The 636-nt window shown below is 47.0% G+C and carries 1 pseudogene; it reads left to right on the top strand.

Annotated features, from left to right (window positions below):
- Positions 1-300 (top strand): annotated as a pseudogene (locus J5224_RS33625) (DNA-binding protein YbiB); the annotation flags it as partial.
- Between the last annotated feature and the right edge of the window lie 336 nt (positions 301-636).

Raw genomic sequence — 636 nt, 5'->3', positions numbered from 1 at the left:
TTGATGCACGGCACGGAGGGCGAGGTGGATGCTAATCCACAGCGCTGCCCTGAAATTCACTTTATCCAAGGCCAACACAGCGTAGTGCTGCAACAGCGCCAGGATATTGTGGTAGCGCCGGATAAGTTGCCGATCGCCCGTGATGTGGCGACGACCGCGCGTTGGACCGCGCAGTGCCTGGCGGGGGAAATTGCGCTACCTTATGCCCTGCGTTTGCAACTTGCCTGTTGTCTGGTTGCGGGCGGTATGTCTCCGACCATGGAACAAGCGGTGGCGACGATTAGTAAACGTTTTGGCTAAAATACCAGTGTCTGAGCGCTAACATCACCCTTCATCCCCTGAAAAACCAGTCGAATACATTTGGTATTCACTGGTTTTTTTTCGACGCGTTTATCTCCCCCCCGATAGGTTTCCTGGTTACGACGGTTATTTGTTATTCACCCGTGCTAAAACTGATGATAATCAGATCGTATTTATCGAGTAATAAAGGGATTATCGCGAGCTCTGTTATATTTCTGTGTGTTAATTTCTATAGCAGGGGAATGGTTTAATTTGTATTTAGTACAGCGCTATATTATATGCCTTTAAGCAATATGCCCTATAACTATATAAGGAAATATCATGCCAAGAATTTCT

The sequence above is a fragment of the Candidatus Symbiopectobacterium sp. NZEC135 genome, from assembly GCF_025962695.1.
Note: the sequence above shows the minus strand (reverse complement) of the source record. Positions and strands in the feature narration are given on the sequence as shown.